Origin of the sequence: Pseudomonas sp. Irchel s3b2, assembly GCF_900187445.1 — a bacterium.
Classification (GTDB): Bacteria; Pseudomonadota; Gammaproteobacteria; order Pseudomonadales; family Pseudomonadaceae; genus Aquipseudomonas.
The window spans coordinates 18,260-33,375 of record NZ_FYEB01000006.1 but is presented as its reverse complement, the minus strand read 5'-3'; the positions used below and the strand labels follow the sequence as shown (position 1 = coordinate 33,375).

Below are 15,116 nucleotides of genomic sequence, written 5' to 3'. Positions count from 1 at the left end.
TTTTTTAGAAATAGACGCTAGGTGACGCTTCTGGGCGTCACCTAGCGTTTTTTTCTTCGTGCTCGCGAAATTGAGCTGGCCGTGCGGCAGATCGATAATGCCATACACCACTCAGAAGTCAGTTTCGTTAACGGTGAATCACATCATTCATTTCAGTTGAATGAGTGCCTGTTTCTACAAGTGATCCGCTGCGCCGACCATAAAAATAAGAGGAACACCGATGAAGTTAAAAAGAACATTGATGGCGGGGTTGATGGCGCTGTCCATTACTGCGCCATTGACCAGTGGTTTGGTGTATGCGGCAAACAATACCTTGGTTGTCGCTGATCGAGCCTCTTTCAAGGATTGGGATCCTGCCTCGGCTTTTTCGGAGGAAGTTCGGGTACTTGGCAATATCTACGAGACACTAGTGGTATATAACGCGCCAGGCAGTGCTGAGGAGTTTTCCCCCGGGCTCGCCACGTCCTGGGAAAGCAGCGACAACGGCAAGACCTGGACCTTCAAGCTGCGGCACGGCGTTAAATTTCATGACGGTTCGGCCTTTAATGCCGCAGCGGTCAAAAAGTCCATTGATTACGTCAAGCAGCTGAAACAGGGCGCTGCATTTGTATGGAACGGTCTGGATACCGTCGAGGCCCTCGCTGACGATACGGTAGTGCTCAAGTTTAAGAGTCCCACTCCGGCCAATCTGATCGCGGCAGGTCAGTATGCCGCTTACATCATTGCCCCGGCGGCGGTGGAGAAAGGGCATGACTGGATGATGGCTCCCAACGCCATCGGTACCGGTCCCTATAAGCTTGGGCAGGTCGAACAGGGCCAGCAAGTGGTGCTTGAGCGATTCGATGGCTACTGGGGAGGTTGGAAAGAAGGGCAATTTGATCGGGTCATCGTGAAGGTCGTGTCCGAAGCCTCCACCCGTACCCAGATGATCAAAAATGGCGAGGCCGGTGTTGCCTGGGATATCCCTCTTGATCAGCTCAAGGTGTTGGGAGAGGACCCCTCCATCAAGGTGAGCACCGCGCCTTCGTGGAAGAACTTCCAATTTTTGATCAATACCCAGAAGTACCCTACGAACAACCTGGCATTTCGTCAGGCGCTGCAGTACCTCTGGGACTATGAAAGTGTCACCAAAGATATTTTGCATGGCTACGGCAGTGTTCCCAAGGGGCCTTTGCCCACCAGTATCTGGGGGCATGCCAGCGTGCCTATGGCCTCTTACGATCTGGATAAAGCCCGACAATTGTTGGAAGCCTCCGGTGTACCTAAGCAGGACTGGAAGGTCTCGATGCAATACATCAGTGGCATCTATGCAAACGCTGCTGAACTATTCCAGGCGACGGCGTCTCAGGTTGGCGTTGAGGTGGAGTTACGCCCCGGCGAGTGGGGTGTGATCTGGGATAAGGCAAAGAAGCTGGATACCGCTCCCAACATGCAATCTATGGCTTGGTGGCCGACGTATCCGACACCCAGCGATTGGCTTTTCAGTGAGTTCCATACAGAGAAAACCACGCTATTCAATCTGTCTCACTACAGCAACCCAAGCTTTGATCAGTTGATCGAAGAGGCGGCGGCGCTAGAAGGCAGTGATCGGGCCCAATCCACTGAAAAGTACGTGCAGGCCCAGCAGCTACTGGCCAAGGACGCTCCTGCGATCTGGTACGCCGACGTGCAGCAGATACGTGTCTCCCGCAAAGACATTAAGGGTATGGAAAAGAGCCTGAATCCTGCTTATGAGGCGATTCTCTACTACAACTTGAATCGCTGAATGCTGAGTCGTCCTTGATCAAGTGGTACGTGTAATACCTGATTTGCCATGTAAATCGATAACCAGGCAGTTAGTTAATTTGTCTGGTTATTCCCTCAAGGGTTAATCCGCTTTTGGGGTTTTTATGTAGGGCGTAAGAAGTCAGGGTCAAGTTTTTTAGCCACAAGGGGTATTCCAAATGGCGAAGTATATAGCTCAGCGATTGATAGTGATGTTCTTCATTCTTTTGGGAGTGTTGACCATCACCTTCGTTCTGAGCCGAGCTCTTCCGGGTTCCCCGGTAGAAATGATGCTGGGGAATCACCCCACGGTGGAGCAGATTGCCGTCGCACGGGAAAATCTGGGGTTGGATAAGCCTCTGCCGATCCAATACTTCAATTACATCGGCGATCTTCTCCGAGGTGATTTTGGCACTAGTCTGCGCACCGGGCGGCCGGTGGTGGAGGAGGTGGTCAGGCGGGTTGGCGCGACTTTTGAACTGACATTCCTGGCGATGTTCTGGGTGGTGGTGCTAGGGGTACCGATCGGTGTCATCTCAGCGGCGCGGCAGAACTCAGTGGTCGACAATATGGCACGAGCGGGGTCCATCGCCGGGACGGCGTTTCCAGTTTTCATCCTGGCCATGGGCTTGCAGTTGCTGTTCTACGGCAAGCTCGACTGGCTGCCCCTGCAAGGACGTATCGATGCTTCCATTCTTCTCGATAGCCCTTTTGAGCGTGTGACAGGCTTTTACCTGATCGACACTCTGCTGGCCGGTAATTTCGTAGCACTGTGGAGCGCCATCAAACACCTGACGCTACCCGTGCTCACCCTGGTCATTGTGACCTTGGCCACTGTTACCCGGATCACCCGCAACATGATGGTGGAGGTGCTATCCGAGGAGTACATCCGCACGGCCGTTTCTTACGGTGTACCCAAGTGGCGTATCCATTACGCCTATGCCCTGAAGGCGACAATGATTCCGCTTCTGACAGTGGTGGGCCTGACCTTCGGTTACCTGCTCGGTGGTGCGGTAGTCGTTGAGTTCGTTTTCGATTGGCCTGGCCTGGGCGGCTTCGTGGTGTTTTCGATTGCCCAGAATGATTTCCCCGCTGTGATGGGAGCCACCCTGGTGCTGGCCACGACGTATCTGTCGATCAACCTGATCGTTGATCTCTTGTATCACCTTGTTGATCCGAGGTTGCGAGTCCAATGAGTATCCAAGACGTATCCCTGTCCATGCCCTCGCGAGCCCCATCGTGGCGTATAAAGGCCCTGGCGTTTGCCAGCGATAACAAGTTGTTTGTATTCGGCGTGCTGTTATTGCTGCTGATCATCCTGGCGGCAGTCTTCGCCCCCTGGCTTGCACCTTATGAACCGAACAAGATTGTCTTTTCCCAGAAATTGCTGGCACCCAACTGGGCACACTGGATGGGCACCGACGAGTTTGGTCGCGACATTCTTTCACGGGTGCTTTATGGCGCACGCACCTCGCTGATCATCGGAGTGAGCGTGACTCTGATTGCGATGCTGATCGGGATTCCGATTGGGCTTGTTTCCGGTTACTTCGGTGGTCGAGTTGATACGCTGCTGATGCGTTTCTCAGATGTGTTTCTGGCCTTTCCGCCGCTGTTGTTGCCGATCGCAATCACCGCTGCGCTGGGATCGGGATTGGCCAACGCCATGTTAGCGCTCGCTGTCTCCTGGTTTCCCTGGTACGCGAGGATCATGCGCGGTGCGGTAGTGCGGGTTCGGTCAGAAACCTATATCCATGCTGCCCGTTCCATGGGCGTCAGTCACTGCCGTATCTTGCTTCGCCATGTACTGCCCAATGCCACCACGCCTGTGATCGTGCAGGGCTCCATGGACTTTGGTTACACCATTCTCGCCGCTGCCTCGCTGAGCTTTATCGGGCTGGGGGCCAAGCCGCCCATGATCGAATGGGGGCTGATGGCCGCGGCGTCGCGCTCGCAGTTGCTCGAGAATCCCTGGACGGTGCTGTTTCCCGGAGTGGCGATTTTTGTCCTGGTGCTGGCCGTCAACCTGGTGGGTGACGGGCTGCGCGATGTGCTCGATCCAAAGAAGGGGACGCGCTGATGATCGACGAATCCTTGCAATATTCTGCTATCGAGCGTCTCGCCGCTTCGAATAACGACGCAGCTCAAGACCTGGTGCTGGAAGTGGAAGGGCTGACGGTGTCTTTCCCTGGTTTGTTCAAGACCGTAAAGGCCGTACGCGGCATCGACCTTAAGGTAAGGCGCGGCGAGATCCTCGGGTTGGTGGGGGAGTCGGGCTCGGGCAAGTCTATGACGGCCATGTCCTGCCTTGGATTGATGCCTGAGGCCGCCCGGCTGGGAGGCAGTGTCAGGGTCGCCGGACAGCAGGTCAACGGCGCGTCGGCGTCGCAGCTGGCGGTTTTGCGTGGCGGTGGCGCGGCGATGATCTTCCAGAATCCGATGAAGGCGCTCAACCCGTTCTTCACTGTCGGGCGGCAGATGTTCGATGTCATTGGCTGCCATCGGCAACTGAGTAAGGCACAAATCCGCGCCGAGGCGCTGAGCTCGCTGGAAGCGGTGAGCATGCCCGACCCCCCTCTGGCGTTAGCCAAGTATCCGCACCAGATGTCTGGTGGTCAGTTGCAGCGAGTGGTGATTGCGATGGCGCTGGCCTGCCGGCCAAAACTGCTGATCGCCGACGAGCCGACCACGGCGCTGGACGTCACAGTGCAGGCGCAGATCATCGCCCTGCTGCGCAAGCTGGCACGGGAGCAGGACCTGGCGATTCTGTTTATCACCCACAACCTTGGGGTAGTGGCTTCGCTCTGTGACCGGGTGGCGGTGATGTATGCCGGCGAAGTGGTGGAGAGCGGTCCGGTGGGCCAGGTGTTCAAGCGACCTGCACACCCCTACACCCTGAAGTTGATGGGCACCGTGCCCAAGTTGGGGCAGGGACCCCAGACCCTGGGCTTCATCCCGGGGCAGGTGCCGAACATGGCGGCTCCCCCGGCTGGCTGTGCCTTCAACCCACGTTGTGAACGCGCCACCGGACGCTGCCATCAGGCTGCGCCGAGGGTGGAAATCGGCGAGGGACACTGGGCAGCTTGCCACAACACGTTAGTCAAGGTGTGAGGCTTCTTTGAAAGGTAAACGGCTATGAATAACAACAAACAGCCCGCACTGCTGAGTGTCAATCAGCTGCACAAGACCTACGCCAGCCGCGACGGCCTGGTGACCGCCATTGACCACATCAGCCTGGAGGTGAAGGTCGGTGAGACCGTTGCGCTGGTGGGGGAATCCGGTTGTGGCAAAAGTACGGTTGCCGCGACCTTGCTCGGTCTGCTGCCAGCCGATAGTGGGCAAATTCTGGTCGAAGGTCGGCCGCTGCCCACTGATGCCAGGGAGCGGGGCAGGAGCTTGAGTATGGTGTTCCAGAATCCCTACGCCTCGCTGAACCCGAAAATGACGATTAAGGCAATTGTTGCCGAGCCGCTGAAGGTTGCCTTTGGTTTGCGCGGTAGCGCCTTGCACGCGCGCATTCTCACGCTGTTGGGAAATGTGGGGATGGGCGAGGAGCACATGGAGCGCTATCCCCATGAATTCTCCGGTGGCCAGTTGCAGCGCATCGCTATCGCCCGGGCCCTGGCGCTGGAGTCGAAACTGCTGATCCTCGATGAGCCTACGGCGGCGCTCGACGTGTCGGTCCAGGCCCAAGTGCTGCAATTGCTCAAGACGCTGCAGACCAGCAATGGCCTGAGCTACCTGTTTATCAGCCACGACCTTGCGACGGTCGAGTATCTGGCGCAGCAGGTGCTGGTTATGTACTTGGGGCGCATCGTCGAGGCCGGGCCTGTGGAGCAGGTGTTTGGCCGACCGCGTCATCCCTACACTCGTGCGCTGCTCAATTCAGTGCCCTCCATCGACCCGGAACGCCGTGACCAGTTGCAAGTCTTGAGTGGCGAGATCCCCAGCCCCTTGAACCGGCCTGCCGGGTGCCACTTCGCGCCTCGTTGCCCGCGGGCCAGTGAGCGTTGTCGCCGAGAGGTGCCAGTCGAGACCCAGGATCACGGCCACCGCTTTTCTTGCCACCACCCTCTGAACGATGAGAGCTGAACCCCTATGTACAATAAAAAAGACATGACCGCCCCCGGCATTGGTTATCAGGACTTAAGGCTAATGCAGGGCTATCCGCCGCCCCGGCAAAAGCAAGTTGGCCTGCATAATTGGGACAGTCCGCCCTATAACCGCTGGTCGTTTCAGCACATGAGCCAGCTGTTTCCGGTGGCCGCTATTCATCGCAGTCCCGGGACGGTCACCGAACTCGAGCGCAACGAACGCTCACTGGACGACGTACGTTTCCAGCGGGTCGACGGCGGGCAAACCGATCTGGCGAGCTTCTTGACCGATAGCTACACCGATGGTTTTTTGGTGCTTCATCAAGGCAAGGTGGTTTCGGAGCAATATTTCAACGGTATGCAGCCGCACACGTTGCATCTGTTGCAATCGGTATCCAAGACCGTCGTCGGTAGCCTGGTCGGCAGGTTGATCGGCCAGGGCAGAATCGATCCCCAAGCGCTTGTAAGCGACTATGTGCCCGAACTTTCGGCAAGCGGTTATGGCGACGCCCGGGTACAGGATCTGCTGGATATGCGCACGGGAGTGAGATTCAGGGAGGACTACACCGATCCGGATGCTGAATTCATCCAGTTGGATATCGCCTCCGGTTGGCGTGAACGGGGAGAGCTAAAGTCGCCTGACAGCATTTATGGTTTGTTGAAGTCGCTGAGTAAAGACCGTGAACATGGCCAGTTCTTTGAGTATCGCTCAGTGGATACCGACGTGTTGGCCTGGGTCTGTGAGCGGGCCTGCGGCGAGCGGCTCCCCGTTTTACTGAGCCGGGAGATCTGGTCAAGACTGGGGGCAGAACAAGACGCGAATATCACCCTCGATTGCGTTGGAACTGCATTGGCCGATGGCGGGATGAGCGCCACGCTGCGTGATCTGGGGCGCTTTGCCCAGATGTATCTGCAGGGGGGACGTTTCAACGGCCAACAGATTGTTCCAGAGGAGTTTGTGCGCGCATGCGGCCGTGGTTCCACACCGGCTTTTGAAGTCCTCTATGGCTTCTATGTCAAACACTTTCCTAACAGCGCCTATAGCAATCAGTGCTGGGTGCTGGACAGTGAACAGGGTACCTACTCGGCGCGCGGAGTATTTGGGCAGAGTATCTATTGGGATCCGGCTTCTGAAGTGGCAATCGTAAAACTTTCCAGTTGGCCGGACTTTATCAATGCAGAGTGGACGTTGAATACCTTCCGTGCTTGTGCCGCTGTGGTTGAAGAACTGCAACGCAGCTGACGCGGGAGTGTGAATGACCGCGGCTTGTCAGGCACCTCCCAGCCTTGGTGAAGAGGTGCGGTGTGCAGGCTCGGCATAGCTACACCCAGACCCGGCTGGCCGCCGGCGGCTGAACCTCCCGGCCCTCACTTGGACGCTGTTTGCAGCCTTCGTTCTGGTGGGCCCTACCCCTTTCATCCAGACCGCGCTTTTGCCGTGGCCGGGATGAGTGTTGCCAACAATAAAATAAACAAGAGACGGAGCGACCATGAACTTGAACACCACCCGGGCCTTGCGCTCATTGACCCCGCTGGCGCTGTTGGGGGCCCTTTCCACCCCTGCGATGGCGATCCAGGTCACCGACAACCTCGATCTCGGCGGTGCCGTCCGGGCGCGTTGGGACTATGACCCGGATCGCGACATCCAGAAATTCAACTTCGACACCGCGATCCTCAGCGCCAAGTACAACTCCGATACCTGGATCGGCGAGGCCCAATACCGTTTCTACGGTCGAGCCTACCCTTACGAGTACACAGAGAATGTCGGTGACGTCCAGTTCGCCGAATTGGCGTGGATCGGCTACAAGTTCAACCCCGACCAGCAGGTTCAAGTCGGCCTGAACCAGCTGCCGTTCGGTTTGCAGCCGTACTTCGGCAGCACGTTCTACCAAACCCTGGGCAGCGTCATAGGACTGGAAGACGTGGAAGAAGTCGGCGCCAAGTACATCCAGCAAAGCGGCGACTGGAATATTCAGGCCGGTTACTACCTGCGCCCCGCCTGGCAGGGTAAAGGCACTAGCAACGGTGAAACCTACTCCACCGTGGTCTCCGAAGCGGACAGCTATGTCACCGACGGCAGCAACAACCAGGAACGCAACACCGTGGTCCTGCGGGTGGCCAAGGCGCTGGACCTGGGGCCGTGGAAGTCCGAAGTCGGGATCTCTGGCCTGACCTCGTCCCTGGAGAACCGCGACACCAACAACGATGGCCGGCGCAATGCCATGGCGGTGCACTACATCGGCAAGAACGGCCCATGGGGCGTGCAACTGCAAGCCGCGCGACAGCAGATGTCCCCGCGCAACCCCGGCACCGATGAACTGGTGACTTTCGGCAGTTACGACGCCACCTTCAACGTCGCCAGTCGCGGCAACTTGTACGTGGCGGATGTGAGCTATGACGTCAGCGGCAAGTATCTGTTCGATCAGATCAGCGGTGTGAAGCTGTACGCCAACTACAGCGCCTTCGATAAATCTGCTGACGATTTCAAGACCTCGCAACGGATGATATTCGGCACATCGTTCTCCCTCAGCAAGCTGTGGATCGCCACGGAATGGTTGTACGGCAAGAATGATCCGGTCATCGGTGGCGGCAGCCTCACCCAGAGCCTGGGGGCTGGTGGTAGTAACCAGTGGGAAAACCAGTTGTACATGAACATCGGTTATTACTTCTGATCCGGATTTTTTGGCAACAGCCCTAAAGTCCTCTTCGCGAGCGGGCTCGCCCACAGGTTTAGCGCATAACCTGTAGGCGAGCCTGAATTGGTCAAGTAAGTCCGGACACCGATTACGGTGTTTATGCCGCTTTTTGCTCCGTGGCTATTGGCGACAAGTAGTTGTTGTAGTTGTGGAGCCTGGTGCGGTTGCCTGGGTATTTAATTTGGGTTTCTACACGGCCCTTGGTTTAACGAATCCTCTCTCACTTCGAGGCAAAATCATGACGGATTTGCTTGCACAAAAAGATGTTAAAAATCACCTCCATCCTTATACGGATGCTCGACTTCATGAGGCGGATGGCCCCCTCATTATAGAACGTGGAGAAGGAGTTCATGTTTATGATAATCAAAATAAGCGATACATCGAGGCGATGTCAGGGCTATGGAGTGTAGCGCTTGGTTTCAGCAACCAGCGGCTGATTGAGGCTGCCGAAAAGCAGCTACGTACACTGCCGTTCTATCATGTGTTTTCCAGCAAGGCACACCGCCCCAGCATCGAGCTCGCCGAAAAATTGGTGAAGATGGCTCCGGTGCCGATGAGCAAAGTGTTTTTCACCAACTCCGGCTCTGAGGCAAACGACACAGTAGTTAAGCTTTTATGGTACCGGAACAATGCTCTGGGGAAGCCCACCAAGAAAAAGTTCATCAGTCGGCAGAACGCATATCACGGTATCACTACCGTAAGTGCGAGCCTCACTGGGCTGCCGGCAAATCAGCGCGGTTTTGACGTTCCCCTGCCGGGCTTCCTGCATGTCAGCTGCCCGCACTTTTACCGATATGGTCGAGCAGGTGAAACAGAAGAACAGTTCGCCGATCGCCTCGCCCGAGAACTGGATGATCTGATCATCAAGGAAGGCCCTGAGACGGTCGCAGCGTTTTATGGCGAACCGCTGATGGGAGCGGGGGGGGTGATCATTCCGCCGAAGACCTACTGGGAAAAGATCCAGAAGGTGTGCCGCAAGCATGACGTCTTGATTGTCGCGGACGAGGTCATCTGTGGTTTCGGTCGAACCGGCAATATGTTCGGTTGCGAGACCTTTGATATCAAACCAGACGTCATGGTGGTATCCAAACAGCTGTCGTCCTCCTATCAGCCCATTGCAGCCATATTGATTAACGACGCTGTTTACCAAGACATTGCCGACCAGAGCCAGTCGATCGGCACGTTAGGGCATGGCTTCACTGGTAGCGGGCACCCGGTAGCTACTGCAGTCGCCCTGGAGAATCTTAAAATTATCGAAGAGGAGGGCCTGGTTCAGCATGCTGCTGAAATGGGGATTATCCTTCGCAAGGGGCTTCAGCAGTTTGCTGATCATCCTATGGTTGGAGAGGTTCGTGGTGTGGGGTTGATTGCTGCCGTTGAGTTGGTAGCCGACCGGCACACAAAAGAGCCTTTTGAGGCTGTTGGCAGACTCGGGCGGTATCTGTCCTCTCAGGCCCAGGAGCGTGGAATGATCAACCGAGTCATGGGAGATGCATTGGCATTCTGTCCTCCGTTGATCTCAACGGAGAAGGATATCAATGAAATCCTTGGAGTTTTTGCGGCTTCTTTGGATGCGACACAACACTGGTACCTCAAACACACTGCACAGTAGTTAACGCCACTCACTACAGGCAGAGCCGGAATGTGGAGTCCTCCGGCCAGCAGCTTCATACTCGCTTTGTCCTTTGGCCAAATGAGGCTCAAGACGGCATCCTTGGTCAGGATGGAGTCTCATCAGGACAAAGCACCTTTTTATCCTATTAGTGTTGGCGCTGATGCGATTTTGACCTGGGTTGCTGATTTTAGCTGACCCATGTGCAGCTTCTGAAATCCCACGCAAGGACATCGATTGCTGAGTATTCGAATGGGTCAAAGATTTCCGACGGTTTGGGTCAAAATCGCATCGGCGCCCACACGCAGCACTAAAGACGCCGACTTATGAAGGCGGTAGGGATCCAGTCGCGGTATACGCTGGAAAAGACATCATCGACTCGGCCGGAGGATGCTCGTAGGTCGAGGACAATACGGCACTGAGTCGATCGCCCAACAGGTTCCAGGCGCGCTTCTTCTCTTCGGCATAGTCGTGATGCAGGTAATGGCGCCTCACCCGCGAGCCTGCCAGCACATGGTTTTGGCAGCGGTCGATGACGTCCAGGCTGACCCCCAAAGCCTGCATCATGGTCGCGCCCGTGCGGCGCAGGTCATGCGGTGTCCAGTCGCCGTTTTGGCCGTCGGCAAGCACCAGCGTATCGTCGTGACGCCGTCTGGAGAGGGCCTTGCGGTTTTTGAACCGGGCCTGGCGATCGCCCACCTGTTTGCTCGCCACTTTCACGTCCACATGCCCATCATCCTGCTTGTTGGGAAAGCACCACAGGGAATCTCCCGTCAGGGTCTTGAGTTCCTGAAAGAAATGCAGGGCGAAGGGCGAGAGGAAGACATGGTGGTCCTGTTTCCTGCCGTGGGTGCCTTTGACGTTCTCGCTGGAAATAAACCAAGTCTGCTGGTCCAGGTCGACATTTTTCCATTCGGCCTGCAGCAACTCGCCAATCCGGCACAAGGTGCCCAGGCTGATCCAGAGCGCGAGTTGAGTCTCCTTCTTTAATGGACGAATACCCTCGTACTTTTGACCAGCGGGTAGGGCGTTGTAATCGGCGGTCATTTGCTGGAAGCGGTTGTGCAATTCCAACAGCTCAGCCGGGGAAAGGATGCGGCTTCTTTCCGCTTCGTAGTCGGCAGGGATCAACGGGGAGATGTCGACCAGCTCAGTTGGATCACCCTCGATCAATAAGGCCCGCCAAGGTTGGCGTTTTCTAGCCTAGCTGAACATCTGGGTGAGGTCGGCGAAGAAGCTGATGGCTTGCCGGTGAGCACCTCGGTTGACCACGGCCCGGATCAGCGCCCGAACATCGTGTTCGGAAACATTGTTCACCGCTGTCCTACCAAGTGCTGGCAAAAGGTCCTTGTTAAAGCGCCGTTGCAACTCGGCATTTCCATCTTTACGCGCGACGCCATCCAGCAGCCAGGCCTTGGCCAGATCCTGGACGGTCAGTATTTGCACCTTCGTCGACTTTTCCTGCTCGGCTTCTGCGTTCGTCGCGGCATGAGCCTGTGCCTTGGCGGTTTTCTTTTGCTCGTTGGGATTGATTTGCTCATCAATGAGCGCTCGGGCCTGGTTGCGGGCCTTGCGGATGTCGGTCAGGGATTTGCGCGGCCAGGACCCGCAGGCGTACTCTTTGTTCTGGTCGCCCCACCGATAGCGATAGAAAAAGCTGACCGATACGCCGTCCTTGCGGGCTCGCGGTCGGTGGCAATGTCCTCACGCACTTGGAAGGCTGCTTGACGCGCCAAGCCCGGCCCAGCCAGTGCCAGGTGACACAAGGCCTCGCCGTCGCTGGCCTGCGCGTAGCCAGTCACAGGAAGCGGGGAGAGCAATGATGATCACAAGCGCCACCCGGCGACGGCAAAACGGGGGAGGGCATCTGCACGATAGGCGACCGGCTGGAGACGAAGAAGACCAGGGTACTTCCCGTTTTAGGTATACGTTTAGGTATATGTGACGAATCTGATATTAGAGAAAACCAGTAATATAGAGGTCTTTAGGTTGTTTGTTCGACCCCGGCTTCAGCACCATTTAAAATCAAGGGTTTGCAAGCGAAAGCTAATGCAAACCCTTGTTTGTTTCTGATCCGCTATTTTTGACCAAATACGTGGATAGATAGATCTCGTTGCACAACCATTCACTACTTCTCAGTCCATTTCCCCCCACCGGTTTCGCAATCGATCTTGGCCTGCGGCAGGTTCTCGACGGTGTAGTAATACGTGATGACCTGGGCATCGTCGGGGATGTTCAGCGGTTTGCTGTTCTTGTCCTTGCTGATGGACAGAGGGTTGGCCAGCGCCTCTGCAGTCAATGTGCCCAGGCAGGTGGCCCGATAGCGATCGCCGCACTGTTGGACTTTTTTCTTGGTGCTGGTCAGCATTTCCTTGCTCTCGTTGCTGCAGGACCAATCAATAGAGTCCACGGGCATGCCATCGTACTCGTAGCAGGAGTGTGTTTCGATCACGGGAACTGAAGGGCTTTGGGATCGGGTTTTGACGTCGCACCCTTGCGCCATCACCCACGTGGGGCACAGGCAGACGATCAGAAGCAGAAGAGGTCTGTTCATCGGTATTTCCTCTCCTATAGCGCCCCATGTTGGGATCAGGGAGTCAGCTACACGAATGGCTGGCCGGTAAAACCACGCGGCAGTCTTTGTAAACCGGGCATTTCGATCAGCCGCTGGGTCCAGGCTGCGCGCCAGTCATTGGCGGTGTGGGTGGCTTTGGCCTTGCGTGCGGCCCGACGTGCAGCGTTGCGTTCGGCTTTGCGTGCTTCTTTGAACGCATCGGTGTTGCGGCAGCTTCTGCATTTCACGCGAGTCAGTATGCTGCTTGAAGTCAGGTTGCTGCCTTTGTGTCCGCAGGCCAGGTGCCCGCCGATTTTGAAGTGAGTGACCATGGGGTATCTCCTTCTTGATATGTAATCGTTCGACAGGCGGGCGAAGGCGTTCGTTCGCTATATAACAGGCAAAAAAAGGCCCGCATGCGGGCGGGCCAATGGGCATTCTTGAAAAGGAGTAGATGCACTGTAGAGGGGGAGTTGTGAAGGCGGTGTGAAATGGAAAAGGGCACAAACAAAAAAAGCCCGGCAAACTTGGCCGGGTTGGTGTGTAACGCAGACAGGCATAAGCCTGGTGACGATGATGTCACCGATCAGGCGTCCTGACTCGGGCTCTGTCCCTGGTTTGAGTACCTTGGTCGGCTCATCTGAACCGAGGCAGCGGCGGCTCGACAGGTTTGAGTGAAGACAGAGCACTGCGAATCTGTGGCGTGTCTTTCTCGATGTCGTTCAGACGATCGCGAATCCTGAGGGCTGTCGGATGCCCTCCTTGATTATCAACCCAATCGGCGATTTCCTTGCACGCGGCGGCAAGGCGCGCCTGACGGGAGTCAAGCAGGGTGAGCAGGGTGGTGATGGACTCTTTCTCGGACATGACATACACCTCCGTTCAAAGAAATCGGGTAAAGGGCAACAAAAAGCCCGCGAAGGAGCGAGCTTTCTGCCGATGGGTCGCTGATCCTTCAGCTCCTTTAAGTATAGACCCGGAAATAAAACAGGTCGGCTTCAGGCGTGCCAGGACTTCGGCGAGCTGACCGCGTTAAGCCGCCGACATTCGCGCACGGCGTCCTCTTCAAGATCGAAGCCGTCACCGATGAAGCCGCGAGTACGGGTATCGGCGATGCGATACCAGACAGCGGCGTCGGGTGGTGAATGATCGGCTTCTCCGGCCCGGCGGCCATGAACGATGATCTTGTTGCAGCGTTTCACGACGAAAATGTCTTCCATGGCGGCACCGAAGCTATTCGTGTTCAGATCAAGCATAGAAGCCCCTTGCGATCATGCAAAAAACGGCTAGTCAGTTCGTCGGTTAAGTTCACCTCCAAGAGGTCTCACGGGGTCTCGGTCGTCTCGATAAGCTTCTCCAGAAGCACAGCCAGCGCGACTTCTTCGGCCCTGAGCCTCTTGCGTCCCCTCGTTCGAGGCAATTGGGCCAATGCCCCCTGCATAAATCCATCGACGACCGCCGGGTGGATGTAGCACTTGCGGCAAACCGCCGGCGTGTTGCCCAACTGCCGGGCGACGTTCTTGACCATTTCCACCACATGCCGCTTTGCATCGGCTTCCGATTCCCACTGCAGCTCGCGCAATACCGCCAACGCCAGTGCGCTGCCGGCCCAGGTGCGATAATCCTTGGCGGTGAAATCGGCGCCGGTCAACGTCTGCAAGTAGGCGTTGACGTCGGAGGAAGTGACGGTGTGCCGCTCGCCGTTTTCGTCCAGATACTGAAAGAGATTTTGCCCGGGGATTTCCAGGCACCGCTTGATGATCCGCGCCAGGCGTCGGTCTTTTACGGTGATCTGGTGCTCGATGCCGCTCTTGCCGCGAAACTGAAACAGAATCGCGCTGCCGTTGACCTCGACGTGACGGCTGCGCAGGGTCGTCAGGCCATAGGAGCGATTGTCCCGGGCGTATTGCGTGTTGCCGACCCGGATCAGCGTCGCATCGAGCAAGGTAATCACCGTGGCCATGACCTTGTCGCGGCTGAAGCCGGGCGCGGCCAACAGAGTTTCAAGCTGTTTGCGCAGTTTCGGCAGGGCCTGGCCGAAGTCCCGCAAGCGCGAATATTTGTCGGCATCGCGCACTTCTCGCCAGCGCGGGTGATAACGGTATTGCTTGCGGCCGCGAGCGTCGCGGCCGGTGGCTTGCAGATGGCCACGCGGATCGGGGCAAATCCACACGTCGGTGTAGGCGGGCGGCACCGCGAGTGCATTGATGCGTTTGATTTCATCCGGATCAGTAATGTGCTGACCCGCCGGGTCGAAGTAGCAAAACTTGCCGCGCAGGAGCTTGCGGGTAATGCCGGGCTGGCTGTCATCGACGTAATGCAGGTCAGGCGGCAGAACATCGGGCGACGCGGTATCTGGCATGGCGGGCAATCCAGGACGACGAATCATGGGACGTTAA

General features: G+C 56.7%; 13 protein-coding genes and 2 pseudogenes. 8 read left to right on the top strand and 7 right to left on the bottom strand.

Annotation, left to right across the window (positions count from 1 at the left end; genetic code table 11):
• The first annotated feature begins 220 nt into the window (after positions 1-220).
• From CKW20_RS15470 to CKW20_RS15435, 8 genes are all read left to right on the top strand, one after another.
• Positions 221-1,765 (top strand): ABC transporter substrate-binding protein, encoded by a 1,545-nt coding sequence (locus CKW20_RS15470; protein ID WP_095053692.1) that lies wholly within the window; start codon positions 221-223, stop codon positions 1,763-1,765.
• Between the two features lie 178 nt (positions 1,766-1,943).
• Positions 1,944-2,960 (top strand): ABC transporter permease, encoded by a 1,017-nt coding sequence (locus CKW20_RS15465; RefSeq protein WP_095053691.1) that lies wholly within the window; start codon positions 1,944-1,946, stop codon positions 2,958-2,960.
• Positions 2,957-3,841 (top strand): ABC transporter permease, encoded by an 885-nt coding sequence (locus CKW20_RS15460; protein WP_095053690.1) that lies wholly within the window; start codon positions 2,957-2,959, stop codon positions 3,839-3,841. The genes CKW20_RS15465 and CKW20_RS15460 overlap by 4 nt, the downstream gene beginning before the upstream one ends.
• Positions 3,841-4,872, top strand: coding sequence for an ABC transporter ATP-binding protein (locus tag CKW20_RS15455; RefSeq protein ID WP_095053689.1), 1,032 nt, complete (start codon positions 3,841-3,843; stop codon positions 4,870-4,872). Before CKW20_RS15460 ends, CKW20_RS15455 begins: the two co-directional genes overlap by 1 nt.
• A 24-nt stretch (positions 4,873-4,896) precedes the next feature.
• Positions 4,897-5,853 (top strand): ABC transporter ATP-binding protein, encoded by a 957-nt coding sequence (locus CKW20_RS15450; RefSeq protein WP_095053688.1) that lies wholly within the window; start codon positions 4,897-4,899, stop codon positions 5,851-5,853.
• 6 nt (positions 5,854-5,859) lie between these two features.
• Entirely contained in the window at positions 5,860-7,098 is a 1,239-nt protein-coding gene (locus tag CKW20_RS15445) for a serine hydrolase (protein WP_095053687.1), read from the top strand.
• Positions 7,099-7,345: 247 nt separating this feature from the next.
• Entirely contained in the window at positions 7,346-8,527 is a 1,182-nt protein-coding gene (locus CKW20_RS15440; RefSeq protein WP_095053686.1) for a hypothetical protein, read from the top strand.
• 262 nt (positions 8,528-8,789) lie between these two features.
• On the top strand, positions 8,790-10,163 hold the full coding sequence (locus CKW20_RS15435) for an aspartate aminotransferase family protein (protein ID WP_095053685.1): 1,374 nt from the start codon (positions 8,790-8,792) through the stop codon (positions 10,161-10,163).
• 324 nt (positions 10,164-10,487) lie between these two features.
• On the opposite strand, the pseudogene CKW20_RS15430 reads toward CKW20_RS15435, so the two are convergent.
• The 7 genes and pseudogenes from CKW20_RS15430 to CKW20_RS15400 all read right to left on the bottom strand — a co-directional run.
• Positions 10,488-11,855, bottom strand: a pseudogene (locus CKW20_RS15430) (tyrosine-type recombinase/integrase); the annotation flags it as partial.
• Positions 11,849-11,971, bottom strand: a pseudogene (locus tag CKW20_RS15425) (LysR family transcriptional regulator); the annotation flags it as partial. The pseudogenes CKW20_RS15425 and CKW20_RS15430, both read right to left, overlap by 7 nt.
• 320 nt (positions 11,972-12,291) lie before the next feature.
• Complete coding sequence (locus CKW20_RS15420) at positions 12,292-12,717, bottom strand: hypothetical protein (protein ID WP_095053684.1); 426 nt, start codon at positions 12,715-12,717, stop codon at positions 12,292-12,294.
• 47 nt (positions 12,718-12,764) lie between these two features.
• On the bottom strand, positions 12,765-13,049 hold the full coding sequence (locus tag CKW20_RS15415) for a hypothetical protein (protein WP_095053683.1): 285 nt from the start codon (positions 13,047-13,049) through the stop codon (positions 12,765-12,767).
• Between the two features lie 304 nt (positions 13,050-13,353).
• Complete coding sequence (locus CKW20_RS15410; protein WP_008012835.1) at positions 13,354-13,584, bottom strand: hypothetical protein; 231 nt, start codon at positions 13,582-13,584, stop codon at positions 13,354-13,356.
• A gap of 131 nt (positions 13,585-13,715) precedes the next feature.
• Positions 13,716-13,973: a hypothetical protein gene (locus tag CKW20_RS15405; RefSeq protein ID WP_095053682.1), complete on the bottom strand. Its 258-nt coding sequence runs from the start codon at positions 13,971-13,973 to the stop codon at positions 13,716-13,718.
• A 68-nt stretch (positions 13,974-14,041) separates the two neighbouring features.
• Positions 14,042-15,079, bottom strand: coding sequence for a DNA topoisomerase IB (locus tag CKW20_RS15400; RefSeq protein ID WP_095053681.1), 1,038 nt, complete (start codon positions 15,077-15,079; stop codon positions 14,042-14,044).
• Positions 15,080-15,116: the final 37 nt, after the last annotated feature.

Bases quoted from the DNA above. Each gene is read 5' to 3' on its own strand.
- CKW20_RS15460 (WP_095053690.1), top strand. From the start codon at position 2,957: ATGAGTATCCAAGACGTATCCCTGTCCATGCCCTCGCGAGCCCCATCG.
- CKW20_RS15415 (WP_095053683.1), bottom strand. From the start codon at position 13,049: ATGGTCACTCACTTCAAAATCGGCGGGCACCTGGCCTGCGGACACAAA.
- CKW20_RS15470 (WP_095053692.1), top strand. From the start codon at position 221: ATGAAGTTAAAAAGAACATTGATGGCGGGGTTGATGGCGCTGTCCATT.
- CKW20_RS15450 (WP_095053688.1), top strand. From the start codon at position 4,897: ATGAATAACAACAAACAGCCCGCACTGCTGAGTGTCAATCAGCTGCAC.
- CKW20_RS15435 (WP_095053685.1), top strand. From the start codon at position 8,790: ATGACGGATTTGCTTGCACAAAAAGATGTTAAAAATCACCTCCATCCT.
- CKW20_RS15440 (WP_095053686.1), top strand. From the start codon at position 7,346: ATGAACTTGAACACCACCCGGGCCTTGCGCTCATTGACCCCGCTGGCG.
- CKW20_RS15455 (WP_095053689.1), top strand. From the start codon at position 3,841: ATGATCGACGAATCCTTGCAATATTCTGCTATCGAGCGTCTCGCCGCT.
- CKW20_RS15420 (WP_095053684.1), bottom strand. From the start codon at position 12,717: ATGAACAGACCTCTTCTGCTTCTGATCGTCTGCCTGTGCCCCACGTGG.
- CKW20_RS15445 (WP_095053687.1), top strand. From the start codon at position 5,860: ATGTACAATAAAAAAGACATGACCGCCCCCGGCATTGGTTATCAGGAC.
- CKW20_RS15400 (WP_095053681.1), bottom strand. From the start codon at position 15,079: ATGCCAGATACCGCGTCGCCCGATGTTCTGCCGCCTGACCTGCATTAC.
- CKW20_RS15405 (WP_095053682.1), bottom strand. From the start codon at position 13,973: ATGCTTGATCTGAACACGAATAGCTTCGGTGCCGCCATGGAAGACATT.
- CKW20_RS15465 (WP_095053691.1), top strand. From the start codon at position 1,944: ATGGCGAAGTATATAGCTCAGCGATTGATAGTGATGTTCTTCATTCTT.
- CKW20_RS15410 (WP_008012835.1), bottom strand. From the start codon at position 13,584: ATGTCCGAGAAAGAGTCCATCACCACCCTGCTCACCCTGCTTGACTCC.